General features: G+C 58.0%; 18 protein-coding genes, 1 pseudogene and 1 riboswitch. Of the genes and pseudogenes, 10 read left to right on the plus strand and 9 right to left on the minus strand.

Annotated elements, in window-relative coordinates:
- Positions 1–74: 74 nt before the first annotated feature.
- The gene (locus tag BS629_RS04820) at positions 75–500 is read right to left on the minus strand and encodes an ACT domain-containing protein (protein WP_077987976.1); all 426 of its coding nucleotides are present in this window, start codon (positions 498–500) and stop codon (positions 75–77) included.
- 105 nt (positions 501–605) lie between these two features.
- On the opposite strand from BS629_RS04820, the gene BS629_RS40445 reads away from it, so the two are divergent.
- Both BS629_RS40445 and BS629_RS04830 read left to right on the plus strand, forming a co-directional pair.
- Complete coding sequence (locus BS629_RS40445; protein WP_077987977.1) at positions 606–839, plus strand: LysR family transcriptional regulator; 234 nt, start codon at positions 606–608, stop codon at positions 837–839.
- Between the two features lie 73 nt (positions 840–912).
- The gene (locus tag BS629_RS04830; RefSeq protein WP_245315057.1) at positions 913–1,068 is read left to right on the plus strand and encodes a hypothetical protein; all 156 of its coding nucleotides are present in this window, start codon (positions 913–915) and stop codon (positions 1,066–1,068) included.
- 374 nt (positions 1,069–1,442) lie between these two features.
- On the opposite strand, the gene BS629_RS04835 is transcribed toward BS629_RS04830, so the two are convergent.
- The 4 genes and pseudogenes from BS629_RS04835 to BS629_RS04850 form a co-directional block, all read right to left on the minus strand.
- Entirely contained in the window at positions 1,443–2,393 is a 951-nt protein-coding gene (locus BS629_RS04835) for a PLP-dependent cysteine synthase family protein (protein ID WP_077987978.1), read from the minus strand.
- A gap of 389 nt (positions 2,394–2,782) precedes the next feature.
- The gene (locus BS629_RS04840; RefSeq protein WP_077988049.1) at positions 2,783–3,016 is read right to left on the minus strand and encodes a helix-turn-helix domain-containing protein; all 234 of its coding nucleotides are present in this window, start codon (positions 3,014–3,016) and stop codon (positions 2,783–2,785) included.
- Between the two features lie 491 nt (positions 3,017–3,507).
- A complete protein-coding gene (locus BS629_RS04845; protein WP_077987979.1) occupies positions 3,508–4,437 on the minus strand; it encodes a sugar ABC transporter substrate-binding protein in 930 nt (309 codons plus the stop codon).
- Between the two features lie 959 nt (positions 4,438–5,396).
- A pseudogene (locus BS629_RS04850) lies at positions 5,397–5,608 on the minus strand (IS5/IS1182 family transposase); the annotation flags it as partial.
- 207 nt (positions 5,609–5,815) lie between these two features.
- Between BS629_RS04850 and BS629_RS04855 the strand changes: the two are divergent.
- The 8 genes from BS629_RS04855 to rpsU all read left to right on the plus strand — a co-directional run bounded on the left by BS629_RS04855 (position 5,816) and on the right by rpsU (position 12,589).
- Complete coding sequence (locus tag BS629_RS04855) at positions 5,816–6,127, plus strand: hypothetical protein (protein WP_026237083.1); 312 nt, start codon at positions 5,816–5,818, stop codon at positions 6,125–6,127.
- Positions 6,128–6,537: 410 nt separating this feature from the next.
- Positions 6,538–7,248 carry a hypothetical protein gene (locus BS629_RS04860; RefSeq protein WP_077987980.1) on the plus strand — a complete coding sequence of 237 codons (711 nt, stop codon included), beginning with the start codon at positions 6,538–6,540 and terminating at the stop codon, positions 7,246–7,248.
- A 220-nt stretch (positions 7,249–7,468) separates the two neighbouring features.
- Positions 7,469–7,580, plus strand: a riboswitch (TPP riboswitch).
- A gap of 93 nt (positions 7,581–7,673) precedes the next feature.
- Positions 7,674–9,500, plus strand: a complete 1,827-nt coding sequence (gene thiC / locus BS629_RS04865) for a phosphomethylpyrimidine synthase ThiC (RefSeq protein WP_077987981.1) — start codon at positions 7,674–7,676, stop codon at positions 9,498–9,500.
- 1 nt (position 9,501) lies between these two features.
- Positions 9,502–10,476, plus strand: a complete 975-nt coding sequence (thiO, locus tag BS629_RS04870; RefSeq protein WP_077987982.1) for a glycine oxidase ThiO — start codon at positions 9,502–9,504, stop codon at positions 10,474–10,476.
- On the plus strand, positions 10,473–10,670 hold the full coding sequence (gene thiS / locus BS629_RS04875; RefSeq protein WP_077987983.1) for a sulfur carrier protein ThiS: 198 nt from the start codon (positions 10,473–10,475) through the stop codon (positions 10,668–10,670). Before thiO ends, thiS begins: the two co-directional genes overlap by 4 nt.
- Before the next feature lie 3 nt (positions 10,671–10,673).
- The gene (locus tag BS629_RS04880; RefSeq protein WP_077987984.1) at positions 10,674–11,447 is read left to right on the plus strand and encodes a thiazole synthase; all 774 of its coding nucleotides are present in this window, start codon (positions 10,674–10,676) and stop codon (positions 11,445–11,447) included.
- Positions 11,444–12,064 (plus strand): thiamine phosphate synthase, encoded by a 621-nt coding sequence (locus BS629_RS04885; protein WP_077987985.1) that lies wholly within the window; start codon positions 11,444–11,446, stop codon positions 12,062–12,064. The genes BS629_RS04880 and BS629_RS04885 overlap by 4 nt, the downstream gene beginning before the upstream one ends.
- Before the next feature lie 285 nt (positions 12,065–12,349).
- Positions 12,350–12,589: a 30S ribosomal protein S21 gene (gene rpsU, locus BS629_RS04890; protein WP_003554884.1), complete on the plus strand. Its 240-nt coding sequence runs from the start codon at positions 12,350–12,352 to the stop codon at positions 12,587–12,589.
- A 191-nt stretch (positions 12,590–12,780) separates the two neighbouring features.
- Here the strand turns inward: rpsU and BS629_RS04895 are convergent, their stop codons facing one another.
- The 4 genes from BS629_RS04895 to BS629_RS04910 all read right to left on the minus strand — a co-directional run bounded on the left by BS629_RS04895 (position 12,781) and on the right by BS629_RS04910 (position 16,405).
- Positions 12,781–13,515: an SDR family NAD(P)-dependent oxidoreductase gene (locus BS629_RS04895; protein WP_077987986.1), complete on the minus strand. Its 735-nt coding sequence runs from the start codon at positions 13,513–13,515 to the stop codon at positions 12,781–12,783.
- Positions 13,516–13,727: 212 nt separating this feature from the next.
- Complete coding sequence (locus tag BS629_RS04900) at positions 13,728–14,681, minus strand: hypothetical protein (protein ID WP_077987987.1); 954 nt, start codon at positions 14,679–14,681, stop codon at positions 13,728–13,730.
- 39 nt (positions 14,682–14,720) lie between these two features.
- Positions 14,721–15,581, minus strand: a complete 861-nt coding sequence (locus tag BS629_RS04905; protein ID WP_077987988.1) for a nucleotidyl transferase AbiEii/AbiGii toxin family protein — start codon at positions 15,579–15,581, stop codon at positions 14,721–14,723.
- On the minus strand, positions 15,578–16,405 hold the full coding sequence (locus BS629_RS04910) for a type IV toxin-antitoxin system AbiEi family antitoxin domain-containing protein (RefSeq protein WP_077987989.1): 828 nt from the start codon (positions 16,403–16,405) through the stop codon (positions 15,578–15,580). The genes BS629_RS04905 and BS629_RS04910 overlap by 4 nt, the downstream gene beginning before the upstream one ends.
- Positions 16,406–16,424: the final 19 nt, after the last annotated feature.

The raw sequence follows: 16,424 nt of genomic DNA on the forward strand, positions 1-16,424 counted from the left end.
CAGGTCTGCTCGAGCTGCCGCTTGCCAGCGAAGTTAGTAAAGCTTCGCCGGCTATGTGCGGGTAATACTGTTCGTCAACATTTGCGCATCGCCCGCGCGGACTCGCGTTGCAGCGTTTCCAGCAGATGCAATGCTCGATCAGCTAGGCCCGCCGGAACAAAGATGTGGTCGTGGTGATATGCTGCCACCATGTTGCACGGTATGCCAGCTTCTGCGAGACAGGCAGCAACCCCCGCCGTAAGGCCGACGCCATCGAGCGCAGAATTCACATTGAGGGTGATCTGGCGCATCGCAAGTGAAGTTTCGAACCCCGCTTCGTGCGCCTCTCCTTTCTCAAGGATGACTGTCAAACCTTCTCTTTCGTGAAATGTCCCAATCGGATTCAGATTGTGGACTTTGCTCCCTTCATTGGGTAACGAGCAGAACACATACTCGCCGTCTTCGAGCGAGGGCGTCATATTCGACAGCATTTCGAACTTGTCTCGCGACACAATAGTCATTTTAGCGGTCTCCTTTGCCTATCATCACGATGTCTTAGGTGTTCATTGTCTAAGACGGGAATTGGGCGCGAACAAATGAGATTTCCTTAATTGGCATAAGGCAGATTGACGACGTTAGATCGATTTCAACTTGAGGCACTCGTCGCACTCCTTCGCAGCGCAAGCTTTGAGCGGGCGGCCAAAATACTTCGGATTACGCCTTCGGCGGTCCCGCAACAGATTAGAGCGCCTGAGGAAAAGGCTGGCGGTCTTGATCGTCCGCGGTCATCCGTGCCGGCCTACCCAAATTGGAGAGAGGATATCCCGTCACGCCGCACGACACTCACACGACAACGCTGACTCCTTCTGAGAGGCCGTCCTCTCCATGCCCTAAGTAATAGCATGTCACCTCGTCTCCGGAGACCATGATTTCTTGCTCGAGGTAGTGATTCCCGACATGGCTACGTATGAAGCAACGGTTCTGCGCGTTACTCGCTCTTCCCGCAATTGGCGTCATCCGGACATCTTTCGCGATGCGCCCCATAAATCCAACGGTCCGTTACCTCTCGACAGAGCCGGCATCCCTTAGCGTCGCGGCAACAGGGTGGCTCCTGCGTCGGGGTCGGAGTAAAAATCACTCATGCGACAATGTTAGGCCGTAAGCCGTCGTCAGGGCCGCAGACTATGCCGCCTAAGAGTTCAATTCAGTCGATTACCAGTTCGACCGAAGCAGTTGATCAGCTTTCTGACGGACACATCGGCAACGCAGGCAAGAAGGTGGGCAAGCCAGGCTTGGACTTTGACGCCGTTTAGATTGGCGATCGTCACGTTGACAGGATGCTCCAAAAAACTGCGCCGCCGATACAACGAGGGGCGCGTTTGCCTAGGGGCCGGGGCGTTTTGTCGCGCAGGTTCCAATTCAACCGAAGGTCCAGCGTCGTCCCGGCCGTCGCTCGACCGTTGTCAGGCATCGGAAAAAAGCTTCCCGTTCATGTACTTTAGACCGGTGTCGCTCGCGACCGTGACGACCGTCTTACCCTGCCCCAACTCCTTGGCCAAACGAATCGCCGCAGTGACGTTGAGGCCCGTGGACGTACCGACCAGCAATCCTTCCTCCCGTGCTAATTGGTGACACATAGCGCGTGCTTCCTCTTCCGGAATGCTGCGCGCTTCGTCATAGAGATCTTGATTGAGCAAAGGCGGAACGAAGCCTACCCCTATCCCCTCGACGTGGTGGGTTCCGGCCCAACCTTTCGATATGACGGGTGAAGAGGCCGGCTCCAGAACCACGATCCGAACCGTCGCTGAGCGCGACTTCAGAATCCTTGCCACGCCCATTGTCATTCCGGCCACACCAACTGCGCCACAGAAGGCGTCGATACCGTCTGGAAATTGTTTGACCAACTCATGGCCGATTTCCTCATAGCCAATCAAGGCGTCACGGTTGTTAAACTGGTCCGAATAATAGCAGTCCGACCGGTTGGAGACCTCCTGGGCGTGACGGATCATAGACGGAATTAGATCGGCCGAGATTTCGCCGGACGGGCTGTGGATCAGATCAACGGTTGCGCCAAAGCTGCGCATGGTACGCAACTTCTCCATGGCAAAGGCGTTGGAAGAAGCCACAATGAAATGATAGCCTTTCACTGCGCAAATGAAGGCGAGCGAGGACCCAGTGCTTCCCCCACTCGCCTCGACTACTGTCATTCCTGGCTTCAAATCTCCGCGGCGCTCAGCCTCTTCTATGATGGATTTTGCCATGCGGTCTTTATACGAGCCTGTCGGGTTGAAATACTCGAGCTTCACAAAGACTTGAGCGCTCCCGTCCGGTACGACGCGACGCAGGCGTATGACCGGTGTATTGCCAATAGCGTTGAGCGCTGACTCGACGGGGGGCGGGGGGCTCAGTTGCATGTTTTATTTGTCCTTCCGGTTGATCGTCTAGCGTCTATTGGGCAAGCCACCCGGGTGAACCGCGTGTTGAGCTTTCGATGGGCGTCAAACCGATGCAAAACACCCAACGAGATCATACAGCGGATTCCCACGAAGTTTCCCAAGAGACTGCTGAACCTTGGAATCGAGCTGCACGCGATGATGCCTAATTTGCGAGCGGAAGAACTGCGCCAGCCACGCCATTCCCCTTGAAGAGTCAGCTGGTTGTCGAACATCACAGCCGAGGTTCCCTGCCCCTACTCTTGAAAACTGTGCCCGAGTTGAACAGCTTCCCATTGAAGCGCGACCCGTGAGTTGCTGCACCCACCTTCCTTGAGAAGTAGAGCCGTGGAAAAAGCTGTTCAACGATGTCAGCGCGGCGCATCGCATATCTTTTCTAGAATCCCTAGAGCGGATGCAGTCCTTCGGATCCTCGACGCGTCGAAATCCGCGTCATTCTCCAGAGCCGTCACCTCTGCCACAGTCAGACCAGTGGTTTCTGCGACGTCGTCCAGCGAATAGCCGCGAGCCAGGCGAGCTTCTGCAAGCAGAGCGCCAACGGACGGGGCAACTGGGGGTTTCGCAATCTTCGAGACCATGTTCATGTCGATTAAGGCTCCTTTTGGCAGCCGGAAAACGTGCATCCGTTTTCTAGTTCCACCGCTGCCGACCGCGTCCGGCAACGGACAGTTTCTTCGAATTCCGCGGGCGCACTTTCTATCAGTTTGTGCAGCGGAGTACAGGTCTGACGCGATGAAGGGCGGACAACCCTTGCGTAGCAGCCGACGAGAGGTAGTAGGGAAGCTCGTAGGGAGTGATGCACTGATCATTCCCAAGCGGAGAACGATGGACAAACAATTCGAGAGTTGCCTCGGCGCGATACGCTCATGGCCCGCAGATTCGGCCAGAGCCTGTGAGAAACCTGCCGGGCGCTGTTGATCGGCCGTCGTCTTGAAGAGATCGCCTGAGAACGGCGCATGGGGATCAAGCGCAGCAGCCTGAGAGCTCAAGGGTCCGTCATCTTTAAGGATTTGAGGAACGTCGAGCGCCCGAAAAGAGGATGCGGGCAAAGCCCGCATCCTGTGTGGCGTTCGCCTCAGTTCTTGGTGACGAAGTCCTTGACGTTAGCAGGCGTGACGAGCTGGAAGGGAATGTAGACCTTCTTTTCGATCTTCTCGCCCTTGGCGAGCTTGAGCGCTGCATCGAGCGAGCCCTTGCCCTGGCCGGCGGCATCCTGGAACACCGTGACGTCGAGATCACCCGCCTGCATGGCGGCAAGCGCGTCCTGCGTGGCGTCGACACCGCCGACGACGACCTTGGTCATATCCTTGCCGGCCGCCTTCAGCGCCTGGATGGCGCCGATCGCCATTTCGTCGTTGTTGGAGATCACGGCGTCGAATTCAATGCCGCTGGAGAGCCAGTTGGTCATCAGGTCGGCGCCCTGGGTGCGGTCCCAGTTGGCGGTCTGCTCTTCGACGATCTCCAGACCCTTGCATTCATCCGTCTTGATGACGTCATGGATGTCCTGCGTCCGCATGCGCGCAGCCTGGTTGGAAAGCTCGCCCATGATGACGACGGCCTTGCCCTTGCCGCCGAGAATACGGCAGATTTCCTTGGTTTCCAGCGTGCCGGATTCCAGCTCGTTGGAAGCAACGAAGGCCTGATTGTCCGGCAGCGTGTCGACGTTGACCGGTTCACGGTTGACATAGACAAGCGGAATACCAGCATCGGCCGCGAGCTTCGACATTGCCGTGGTCGCATCGGTATCGACAGGGTTGACGATGATTGCATCGACCTTGGAGGCGATGAAATTCTGGATCTGGCTCTGCTGCTTGGAAACGTCGTTTTGTGCGTCTTCGACCTGCAGCGTCACGCCGCTCAGTGTCTTTGCATAATCAGTCATGCCGTTGCGCAGAACGGTCAGGAAATTGTCGTCGAATTTCGCCATCGAGACGCCGACCGTTTCTGCGTGAGCGGCCGTCGACAGGACGAGCGCCATCGCGGTGCCCAGGATAAACTTTTTCATTTTCACTTCCTCCACAAAGCGGTGCCCGGCTGCACCCTCCTCACGCCGGGTTTTCAGCACGCTGGCCGAAAACAATTACCAGGGCCGCCAGAAAAAGGCCGAACATCTCCATAAGATATCAAGACCATCTCGATGCTGACGACTAGCCTCTCCTTCGCCGCTACGTTGACTCGCGCGAACCCCAAATTTTTTGGTGCCTGATTTGATGACTTAAGTGCGCAGTCTTCAACAGCGCCAATGTCGAGCGTCTTTCACAGATGGCACCACAATGGTGCAAAGCCGACACATGCCATATTGTCCAATCTCTTCGTCAGCTCTCGCGTGATCGCGAGGCAACATGACGCAGTTTTGATAAGCTTCTATCTATTTCACTTTGAGGTCCATTCATCGTTGTTTGTGAAGTCTCTCATTCTTGAAAGAATCGTCGTCGTGAATGAGAGAACCCCATCCGTCCCCGGATTTTTTCAGGAATATCGAACCCGATGGCAGGAGAGATTAACAAGAGCGGCGCCGCCGCAATGGACCGGGCAGTCGCTGAACTGGGCCGGTCGAGGCGGCAACTCTACACTCGCCCTCGCAGACCTCCTGGCTCCGGCGCAGACCTCTCCGGAGAGGTCGTTGGCGACGACATGTCATCTGCACTTGTCGATGCAATTTTATTTCATGACCATGTCGCTGGCCATAGATTGTGCAAATACACGAGGGGTAAAAACGATCATGGCCCGAATTCTCAACCGAATGCTGATGGCCGTACCCCTGCCATGGGGACCCTGTCAGCGTCAGCGTCCGACTCCTTGAATCGACGGTCGACTTCCGCGCGTTCCTCTCTGCGGCCGCGTTAAGCTCCGAGAAGAAGTGATGCATTGAGACAGCAAACTCTACAAATGCGATCGGCGACGACCGCGGGCGTTAGTGCACAGATCTGGAATTGAACGGATGGGGATCTTTGAAACGGCTGATCATGCCGAGGGTGCCTTGCGGCGGACGAATTTCGGGCGTGCGCAGTCAAGCATGCGATTGAGAACGGCGCAGCCGATGGCGCCTTCGGTCTGCTGACCAGGCCGCGACCTCGCCCGCAGACGCCGCCCGATGATGGACTTTTATCGCCCGATTGCCGTTTCGACCAGCGAGCGTTTGCGTAGCCGTTAGAGAGTTGCCATTTCACGCGGCCGCCAAAGACACGAAATGCGATATATATAGAAATATATCCAATAATATATTCCATACTCACGGGTTTCTCGCAATAGAGAGTAAGATATGCCAAATTGGAAACGATATACTTTGCAATATATCCGACGCATCTATTGCGTTGCTTGCCATTTTCATCAAGTGTCCTGTTATGATGAGTTACGACAGTGCAACAGGAAGATTCTTTCCCATGAATGCTGAAATCTTGCCGGCGACGTCATCGTCGGGAGGCTTGCACAAGGAGCACGACGACATGGATCACCAAAAGAAATCAGACAAGCGCCTTGGCTACTCGCATCTGCGGTTGGCAACCATCGACGGCGTGTCGCTGCCTGGTCTACAATTGTCACTCGACCGGCAGGAGGGCTCTGCGTCGACGAAGAAGACCTTTTTCGAACAATTGCTCCTGGATTTTGCTTTCGGTTGCTACCTATTTTATCCGATCCAGCTGTATGAACATCCCGCAACGAGCGAGAGGACGACAAAGGCGCTAAACCGTTAAGTGAATTGGGAGAATTTGGACCGGCCGCCACGTTCCTCCTTTGAAATCCACGTCTATCGAGTTTCCATATTCCAGGATGGAAGCATCGGCTCAGTCGCCAACGCTTGCAAACTCCAACAACAGGTCGGCGAGCGGATGGAGGATAATCATGGACGACCTTGATACGACGCAAGCAAAGGACGGCTCGGGCACACAGGCTTCAACAGGTGTGAACCAGCACGGCAGGAACATCGGAAGATGGTATGAAAGTCTATCGGGAACCCGACCGTTAAACGGTACCCGCAAGGCGCAGTTCAAATCTTGCTGCTGGCATCAAATACGCTGACAACGCGCGCTCGCCTGCCAAAATCAAGGAAATTTGACGCGCAGGGTTCGCCCATCAAATTTACTGCAGAAAGGAACCGTTCTCCGTGTCATTTTGTTCTTCGAAACGCATTCGCATCGCCGCACTTGCAGCGACTGCCATCGTCCTGGGCACCCAGATCGCAATTGCGCAAGAACCGTCTATAGGGTCTCAGTGGCTGAACTCGCCGACATCTCGAGTGGAAGCGCTTGCGGTCCTTCAGACCTTGAATGCCAATCTCCTGAGTAACGCCAGTGCTACGTTGACCCTTGATCGCTGGTGCGCCGCGCACAAGCTCGCACCGGAAGGTTCTAAGATTGTAGCTCAGCGTGTGGGCGGGCAAGACAAGCCGGCCGATGAGCACATCCGTGAACTTCTGACCGTCGGACCCGGTGAGCTGATCGCTTATCGCCGCGTCCGCCTGGTCTGCGGCGACCGCGTCTTGTCGGAAGCCGACAATTGGTATGTACCCGCAAAATTAACTGCAGAGATGAATCAGGCTTTGAAGACCAGCGATATCGCGTTTGGCAGAGCCGTTCAGGCTCTTAATTTCACTCGCACAAACCTGTCTGCCAAGTTGCTCTGGTCCCCTCTATCCGAAGGCTGGGACATGGAGGGCTTAACAGCGCATGAAACAAGTTCCCTCAGCCAGCCGCCGTTCCTGCTCGAACATCGTGCCGTACTGAAACTTCGAGACGGCACGCCTTTTAGCGCCTTGGTCGAAAGCTACACGGACAAAATACTAGACTTTCCAGTTCCGCGCCTGCTTTCTCAATAGCGCTTCGGTACTCAGCATACTTGCTGAACTGCGCGGGATAAAAATCGACAGCCACTGCATGCGACAAAAGCGCCTGCCTTGCGGAAGCGTGCCGGTCGGGCGACTGACTTGTCGATTCGTTTGATCGCGGCGACCAAGCACGATAGCCTGAGTGTAACCTGACCCCAAGCCGTCGCAGATTGTCGCTTGACAGTCCCCTCGGCAAGCCTCTACCCTTTTTGGCATTCACCAGGGGGGTCCCGGCAAGGGGCTGAGATACTGCTATCGCGCGCAGTGACCCGTTGAACCTGATCCAGTTCATACTGGCGTAGGGACGGTGCAAGCGCTCGAGAGGTTTCGGATTCACGCGTGGAATCCGTGCCGGCGTCTTTCCATCATTCCGGCTGAGGACTGGGTCTCCAAACTCAAACTTGGAGCCTCAAACCATGAACATCGCCGCAAAGAATATCACCCCAACCGTCACCACCGGCCCCTTGCCGGCATCCAGGAAGATCTACAGTCGGGGGGACATCCATCCCGACATTTGCGTGCCGATGCGCGAAATCAGCCTGCATCCGACATCGGGCGAGCCGCCCGTTGTCGTCTACGACTCGTCCGGCCCCTATACGATCGAGGGCACCGAGATCCGTATCGAACAGGGGCTGCCCTCACTGCGACGTGACTGGGTTCTCGCCCGCGGCGACGTCGAGGCCTATAAGGGCCGCCATGTCCGTCCCGAAGACAACGGCTTTGCCAGCGGCGAAAGGCTGACGCCCGAATTCCCCGCGCTACGCCAGCCGCTGCGCGCAAAGGATGGCAGTGCAGTCACCCAGCTCTCTTATGCGCGCGCCGGCATCATCACGCCCGAGATGGAATTCATAGCCATCCGCGAAAACCTCGGCCGCAAGGCGCAGGCGGACGCCATAGTCCGCGACGGCGAAAGTTTCGGCGCCCACATTCCCGACCATGTGACGGCGGAATTCGTCCGGCAGGAAGTGGCGGCGGGTCGGGCGATCATCCCCGCCAACATCAACCATCCGGAAGCCGAACCGATGATCATCGGCCGCAATTTTCTGGTGAAGATCAACGCCAATATCGGCAACTCCGCCGTCACCTCATCGATGGCGGAGGAGGTTGAGAAGATGGTCTGGGCGGCCCGCTGGGGCGCCGATACCGTCATGGATCTCTCCACCGGCCGCAACATCCACAACATCCGCGAATGGATCATCCGCAATTCGCCCGTGCCGATCGGTACCGTGCCGCTCTATCAGGCGCTGGAGAAGGTCGATGGCATTGCCGAGAACCTGACCTGGGAGGTGTATCGCGACACGCTGATCGAACAGGCCGAACAGGGCGTCGATTATTTCACCATCCATGCCGGCGTGCGGCTTCACTACATCCCGCTCACCGTCAACCGGGTGACCGGCATTGTCTCGCGCGGCGGTTCGATCATGGCGAAGTGGTGTCTCCGTCATCACCGCGAAAGCTTCCTCTACGAGCATTTCGAGGATATCTGCGACATCTGCCGCGCCTATGACGTCTCCTTCTCGCTCGGCGATGGCCTGCGCCCCGGCTCGATCGCTGACGCGAATGATGCGGCGCAGTTCGCCGAACTGGAAACACTGGGAGAACTGACCAAGGTCGCCTGGGCGAAAGACTGCCAGGTGATGATCGAAGGCCCCGGCCATGTGCCGATGCACAAGATCAAGGAGAACATGGACAAGCAGCTCGAAGTCTGCGGCAAGGCGCCTTTCTACACGCTCGGGCCGCTGACGACCGATATCGCGCCGGGTTACGATCACATCACCTCTGGGATAGGCGCAGCGATGATCGGCTGGTTCGGCACGGCGATGCTCTGCTACGTCACGCCCAAGGAGCATCTGGGGCTTCCCGACCGCAACGACGTGAAGGTAGGCGTCATCACCTACAAGATAGCGGCTCACGCCGCCGATCTCGCCAAGGGGCATCCGGCGGCACAGCTGCGCGATGACGCGCTCTCGCGTGCCCGTTTCGAATTCCGCTGGGAGGATCAGTTCAACCTCTCGCTGGACCCCGAAACCGCCCGCAGCTTCCACGACGAGACGCTGCCGAAGGAGGCGCACAAGGTCGCGCATTTCTGCTCCATGTGCGGACCGAAATTCTGCTCGATGCGCATCTCGCACGATATCCGCGCCGAAGCGCAGAAGGAGGGACTGGAGGCGATGGCGGCACGTTATCGCGAGGGCGGCGGCCTCTATATGCCGGTAGAAACCCTGCAGCAAACGAGCGAATGAGATGCGTGTTCTTGTCAAAGGGGCCGGCGTTGCCGGCCTGACGGTGGCGCATGAACTGCGCGCTCGAGATGCCGAGGTCACTGTGCTCGATCCATATGACGGTTTCCTGCGTGCTGCTTCGTGGCTCGCGGGCGGAATGTTGGCGCCCTGGTGCGAGCGGGAGAGTGCTGATGTTGCGGTACTCATGCGCGGTCTCACCGCCGCCGACAAATGGGAGGCAATTGTGCCGGGAGAGGTGCGACGAAACGGAACGCTCGTGGTCGCCTCGGCTCGCGATCTTGGTGAACTGCGACGCTTTGCCTGCCGCACGACGGGTTATGAATGGCTGGAAGAGCCGGCGATCGCGGCGCTGGAACCCTCCCTTGCCGGGCGGTTCCGGCACGGGCTGTTCTTTCGCCGCGAAGCCCATCTCGATCCCCGGCGAGTTTTGACTCTGCTGCGCACCAAGCTGACGGTTCAGGGGGTCACCTTCGTGGGCGAGAGCTCGCATGAGGAGAGCTTCGACAGTGTCGTCGATTGCACGGGCGCTGCGCAGATCGGCGAGGCCAAGGAGTTACGCGGCGTCCGCGGCGAAATGCTTTACCTTAAAAGCTTTGACGTGGATCTCTCCCGGCCGGTCCGCCTGCTCCATCCGCGTTTCCCCGTCTACATCGTCCCGCGTGGAGACGGTCTGTTCATGGTCGGCGCGACGATGATCGAGACGGAATTCGACGGGCCTATTGTCGCCCGTTCACTGATGGAACTGCTCAACGCTGCATACACGCTATTTCCGGCCTTTGCCGATGCAACCATAATCGAAACGGGTGTCGGAATCCGCCCAGCCTTTCCGGACAATCTTCCACGTGCAAGCCATCAGGGAAAGGTGATCTCGCTCAACGGCCTCTACCGTCACGGCTTTCTGCTCGCGCCAGCCATGGCGGCCGAGGCGGCTGAACTTGTCTTCAACCAACATACCACGGGAAGGAATGCCTCATGAAAGTGATCGTTAATGGCGAGGCCCAGGATGTCGCGGCTGAGACGCTGTCGGAGCTTTTAGTCCTGATGGAATACGAGGGTGACTGGCTGGCGACAGCCGTCAACGGTGAGCTGGTCCATCGCGAAGACCGGTTCAATCGTTCGCTCAACGACAATGACAGGATCGAAATCCTGTCGCCGATGCAAGGAGGCTGACGGATGCTGACGCTTTATGGATCCGAAATAAACTCCCGTCTGCTGCTCGGCACAGCGCGATACCCCTCTCCTGCCGTCCTCTCCGAGGCTGTCAGGCAATCGGCGACGGAAATAGTCACCGTCTCGCTTCGTCGTGAGATGTCTGGCGGCCGCACTGGGGGCGCCTTCTTCGAGATGATCCGCGCACTCGGCGTTCGTATCCTTCCCAACACTGCAGGTTGCCACAGCGTCGGGGAAGCGGTGCTGACCGCAAGGATGGCACGCGAGCTATTCGCCACCGACTGGATCAAGCTCGAGGTCATCGGCAACCATGATACGCTACAGCCGGATGTCTTCGGCCTCGTCGAGGCGGCTCGCATTCTCGTCAACGAAGGTTTCGAAGTCTTCCCGTACACGACCGACGATCTGGTCGTGGCCGAACGACTGCTGGAGGCCGGCTGCAAGGTGCTGATGCCTTGGTGCGCTCCGATCGGCAGTGCCGCCGGGCCGCTCAATCCGACAGCGCTCAGAGCAATGCGGGCCCATTTCCCTGACGTGTCGCTGATCGTCGATGCCGGCATCGGTCGGCCGTCGCACGCAACGGCAGTCATGGAGCTCGGTTTCGATGCGGTTCTGCTCAACACCGCCGTTGCCGGCGCCGGAGATCCCGCGGCGATGGCAGCCGCCTTTGCCGCGGCAATCGCCGCCGGCAAGCAGGCCTTTGACGCTGGCGTGCTGGAGCCACGCGACATGGCCGTCCCCTCCACGCCGGTGATCGGAAAGGCGGTGTTCACATGAAGCTTGATCCGTTCTACCTGATCGTCGACGGCGCCGAGTGGATTGCCCGGCTGGTACCGCTTGGCGTCAAGCTGGTGCAGCTGCGCATCAAGGATCGTCGGGAGACTGAACTACGCGCCGAGATCCGTCGCGCAGTTGCAGTCTGCGCTAAACATCAATCTCAGCTGGTCGTCAACGACCACTGGCGGCTTGCGATCGAGGAAGGTTGCGGCTTCGTACACCTCGGCCAGGAGGATCTTGCGACAGCGGACCTCGACGCGATCCGAGCGAGTGGCCTGAAACTCGGCCTCTCAACGCACGACGAACGCGAGCTGGAAACCGCACTGGCAGCGAGGCCTGATTATATCGCACTCGGTCCGGTCTACACGACGATCCTCAAGCAGATGAAATGGGCGCCGCAAGGGCTGACGCGGCTGAGCGAATGGAAATCGCGCATCGGCGACCTGCCTCTGGTCGCCATCGGCGGGTTGAATGTCGAACGGATCGAAGACGCCCTTGCTCACGGGGCGGATAGCGTCGCGGTCGTGACCGACATCATGCGGCATGAAAATCCGGAACTGAGAACAAAGCAATGGATCGTCGCGACAGCGCAGGCGAGAATCCGCAATCTTCAATAGGTCCTCAGGAAGCCATTGGCAATGGATTGTAAATCAGCAGATCGCCACGGAAATGGCACCATCAAAAAAGTCGGAGTTTGAACAATATGGACACCGAAAGCTCACCGGTCTTCAAAGGATATGAACTTCTGACCCATCAACCGCTGGCAAGGCTTACCTCTAGCCCATTCGCGATCGTGCCATGAAACAGTGACGACAAAGAATTTAGGCAATCGGTCTTCCAAGCCTTGCTCGTAAAAGCACATGGATCTAATGAGGCGCGTCAGTGATCCTAGGGAGTTTAGAATGCAAGTTTTGGTACGTGATAATAACGTTGAGCAAGCGCTCCGTTTTTTGAAAAAGAAGTTGCAGCGCGAGGGCGTTTTCCGGGAGGCTCGACTTCGGGAGCGTTTTGAAAAGCCGTCCGAAAAACGTGCTCGTGAGAAGGCCGAGGGTATCAGGCGCGTCCGTAAACTCGCTCGCAAAAAGCTTGAGCGGGAAAGCGGTATTTCGGCCCCAAAGAAGGCGAGAGCTTCTGGTCGCTAGTGGGGATCGAGTGACGGATGTTTCGTCTGTCGAGGGTATGACGGCCGAGGGCGTACGTTATCGACCGTGATCCGGCCTCCACCCAATGCCCGCTCGCTTGGCGGCTCCGCGCCAATACGGCTATCTGCGCACAGCGTTAAGTTTACGGTGCCCGCCGATCGCATTCCACGACCGCCCCTCCCCTCGGCAGATCAGACATGCTGTCCGCCGTTGATGTGGATTTCGGCGCCATTGATGTACGAGGAGGCGTCACTGCATAAAAAGTATATTGTTTCTGCCACTTCGCGGGGCGTTCCAAGCCGAGCCATCGGGACTTCTTGCTCGACCAATGCGTTGGTGCCCGGCGACAGGATTGAGGTTTCGATTTCGCCCGGAGCGATCGCGTTTGCACGCACACCACGCGGGCCGAACTCATGGGCGAGCTCGCGGGTCAAGGAAGCGAGGCCGGCTTTTGACGCCGCATACGCAACGCCGGCAAAAGGATGAACGCGTGAGCCCGCGATCGAAGTCACATTGACAATGAGACCCTTGGCCGCCTCAAGCTCCGGCAGGAGCGCCCGCGCGAGCAGCGCCGTCGAGATCAGATTGACGTTCAGCACTTTCGTCCAGGTTTCAGCATCGGTTCCGACAACGCCCAGCCTTGATCCGCCCGGGCCTTTGGGCGAAATGCCGGCATTGTTGACCAGTGCGTGAAGCTTCCCATCAGGAAGACGCTCCCTAACCGCTGCGACAAGCCGGCCGATCTGAGAGAGATCTGCAAGATCAGCCTGGATATGACTCTCCCTTGCAGTCGGCCATGCGCATTCCTCTGAAAATGGCTGACGCGACACTGTGAGGATGCGCCAGCCTTTCTCCTGAAAGAGCTTTACCGTTGCGTGGCCAATCCCGCGGCTTGCGCCTGTCAACAGCATGTATCCGGTTGCCATAAGACCCTCATACATCTAGATGTATCATGCCTCATAAATGAGAAAGCGTTTGGCGCAAGATGTACGTTTGCCTACGCTCAAATATTATCGCATCGACGTCCACACAGACGTCATTCAGCAGCAGCTACACTCACATGCGCAAGGATGACTCGTCCACCCTGATCGATGTCCATGATTGCCCGCGCCGCCCCCTCCCCCGATATCCAGTCTCATTACTTGCGTACGAGCGCTGGGTGATCAACCGGCACCCAGCGGCCATCTTGGTCGTGTGAGATGCTCGCGTAGCTTTGTTCTGGTGTCCATTCCGGCGTCTCGGCAAACTGGAAAAAAGAGCTCAGATCCGAGTGACCACCCAAGCCGATCGAAGGGGTATATTGAGCTGCAAGCATAATCACACATGCGGCGACGGCGTTGAACGTGTGTTCGAGCCGCGCGTCACTGAATTGTGTTTCTCTATCGTGTTTGACCCGGTTATAAGCGTCGTACCAGGGGAGAGTCTTGGTGGGATCTTGAGAATTCCACCCGGCGAAGGGGCGAATAGGCGTTAGCCACGGATAGGGACGAAAGCCGACCGCATACTGATCGAGGCGCATGACCGGTAGCAACCGCACATAGTAGTTCGTGTTGAGTTTCTGGCCCGACCTACCGTTCGCGACCAGGCCCCCCCGCCAATGCGCTTCGACCTCGGTCGCTGCAAGGATCAGCAGGTTGCGGATTTCGTGACCGTAAACACCCAGCGTTTCGGTATGGGGATGGACGGTTTGGCAGATGCGATCGAGATGATGCGTCAGAGCGCGCGCTTGACCAGCACCTACGGCAATCGTGTCGCGCTCTTCGCCGGCGCCGGGGTTTTTAGGATGGGCGAAGCTGCCATTTAGCGGCCTGGCGATGCGACGATAGTAGTGAGCTGGCGGGAGATCGAGGCGATGAAACGGCCCGGTCTCGGGTCCGCCAGGAGTAAACCAAGGAGTGTCTTCTCGAAATGCCGCCCAAATCGAGGCCCGTTTGCCCCTTTTAATATAGGTCCCCGCGCCCTGCTCGGGATTGGAAACACCCAGCCTCACTGCCTCAGAGTCTTGGATACGCCACACCTGCGTCCCGGACCCATCATTGTCCTGGCGAAGATAGTGCGTCGGCGGCTCCTCTTCTCTCGTTCCGTCGCTCATCCCAGGCCACCCTCGACGTCATCGTTCCAATTCATATCTCTACACCACGCCGAAGCGCTTGCGCATTTCAGCGGTGCGTAACCACGTGTCACCGGGCAAGCGTTCGATGAATGCCGCAAAAACGCTAGTAGATGACTGGAGGGTCGTTTGGTCGGTCAGCGCTTCGGCCTGCTGTGTCGGAAGCAATGGCTGCATGTCGGTCAGAAAGCGCGGCCGGGCAAGCTTCGCGAACATCCGTTGCTCAACCTGTGCCCGCGTGATGACCTGGCCCGAAAGTGCGACGTAGCGGCCAAAAAAGTCAGCCACTTTCTCCACATTCAGGCCCTCAAACGTCTCCAGGCCATGCGCCAGGTCATAGAGATCGCGACCCTTCTCCCGCTGCAGCAGCGCGCGCAGCTTGGTGGCCAACATTTCCTCACGGGAGAATGTCGGGACGGACGCATTCCCGGTGAACCATGGATTGGTCACGCCGAACGGCAAGTCGATCGGCGGATCATACGCTTCGATCTCGCTGATGTTGGTTTCGACCTTGAGGCGGATGGGGACGCCGCCGCCGTCCTCGGCCTCAATCCGGAATTTCAACTTGGGTGCGACCGGACTTGACTCGTACTGACCGTGTCCAAGCCACGGCTCGAGGACGACACGCAAGGCGTCCAGGACCGGGCCGATCGGCCCGGCCTCTGTGCGCACGAGATCAATGTCTTCCGAGTAGCGCAGCGGAGCCGGGAAGTGCAGTTTGTTGAGGGCTGTGCCGCCGCGAAACCTCAAGGCTTCGCGCAAGAAGGGGTCGGTGAATATCGCGACCACCGCCCGGCTGATAATCAGATCCTGTTCGATCTGACGTTGATCGGCCCAAGGCGCGACATTGCCCCACGCGACAATATTCTGAGCTGGTATCATTCATCGGCCTCCGGATAGCGGCGGACGATGACCCGCCAACGCGGGTCGCGCTCAAGCACTTCAGTAGAAAAGTCGGGATCGCCGGCTTCTTTGCGGTCCAGCTCCGTCCAGGGCAGGTTGCCGCGGTCTTCCAAGGCGATACGCATCGACGCCAGGCGTGGGCCGTGACCCAGCCTGTCGAGAAGGTAGCCGAGGCGCTGCACGACCGGCCGTTCGGTGACGCGCGACAGGTTGGTCAGGCTTTCGAAATCAATCTGCGGCTCGATATCCCTGAGGACAGTGAAGATGTTATCAAGACCGCCGGCGCCACGAGAATACCGCAGAATGTCGAGCGCTGTGAGAGCTGGTGACGACACTCTCATCGAACCTGTCTCGGTTTTCTTGTCGACAACGCCCGCGGCGACGGTCTCCATATCCTTTCGGTAGTAGAAGACGACGCGGTTGCGACCGGCCCTGATCTTGGGGAGCCGTTTGGCCGACACGACTTGAAACTCCATCACGGCCTGATGCGTGGCACCGTGCAGTTCGGCAGCCTTAAGCAGACCGACATAATAGGAATTCCCCTCATGGCGCATCAGCGCGTCAATGTACCAGGTTGGTGGCGGAGCGCCCAATGACATGAATTGTGGAGGGACCACGATATAGAAGTCGTGGCGCGGGTTGAGGAGTAGTTTTCGACGCTGCAAACGCTCGGCTGAGTCCAGGAACGCGCCACGATTGATGCCCAGCGCTTCGATCGCCTCTCGGCCATCAAAAACCACCCGCCCCTGGGAGAGCAAGTTTGATGTATAGGCGGAAAGCGCGGCCCGTTTATCGTGAATCATGTCCAATTATCCGCTCTAT

The sequence above is a fragment of the Rhizobium leguminosarum bv. viciae USDA 2370 genome (assembly GCF_002008365.1).
Classification (GTDB): Bacteria; Pseudomonadota; Alphaproteobacteria; order Rhizobiales; family Rhizobiaceae; genus Rhizobium; species Rhizobium leguminosarum.